Here is an 836-nt window from a genome sequence, read left to right as displayed (position 1 = left end):
CCCTGACTGTAAATCCGTTGTTTCAGGATCACGGGATAAGAAGATAAAACTCTGGGACGCAGGTACAGGTTGTGAGATCCGCACCCTGTCTGGTCATTCAAAGGCTGTGCAATCCGTAGCGTTCAGTCCTGACGGTAAAACCGTTGTTTCAGGATCAGATGATAAGACAATAAAACTATGGGACACAGGTACAGGGCGTGAGATCCGCACCCTGTCTGGTCATTCAAAGGCTGTGGAATCCGTAGCGTTCAGCCCTGACGGTAAAACCGTTGTTTCAGGATCAGAAGATGAGATGATAAAACTTTGGGACGTAGGTACAGGGCGTGAGATCCGCACCCTGTCTGGTCATTCAGGTATAGTGCAATCAGTAGCGTTCAGCCCTAGCGGTAAAACCGTTGTTTCAGGATCATATGATTTTACGATAAAACTCTGGGACGCAGTCACAGGACGTGAGATCCGCACTCTTTCAGGTCATACACATTTGGTGATATCCGTAGCGTTCAGCCCTGACGGGAGACAGGCGCTTTCAGGTTCATGGGATAATACGGTAAAACTGTGGGACATAGCAAGCGGGCGGGAGATACGAACCTTTTCGGGGCATTCAAGATCGGTTAATTCCGTAGCGTTCAGCCCTGACGGGAAACAGGCGCTTTCAGGTTCATGGGATAACACGGTAAAACTGTGGGACATAGCAAGCGGGCGGGAGATACGAACCTTTTCGGGGCATACATGGGGTGTTGAATCCGTAGCGTTCAGCCCCAACAGTAAAACCGTTGTTTCAGGCTCACAGGATAATACCACCCGCATCTGGGACGTTGCCACCGGCAAAGAAATCG

Annotated in this window: 1 protein-coding gene; it reads left to right on the top strand. The window is 50.1% G+C overall.

All coding sequences use genetic code 11. From position 1 onward, the window contains the following. A partial coding sequence (locus ACYVRA_RS07570) for a WD40 repeat domain-containing protein (protein ID WP_461252132.1) occupies positions 1-836 on the top strand: 836 nt, incomplete at both ends.

It is taken from the genome of Treponema sp. R8-4-B8 (assembly GCF_054786175.1).
Note: the sequence above shows the minus strand (reverse complement) of the source record. Positions and strands in the feature narration are given on the sequence as shown.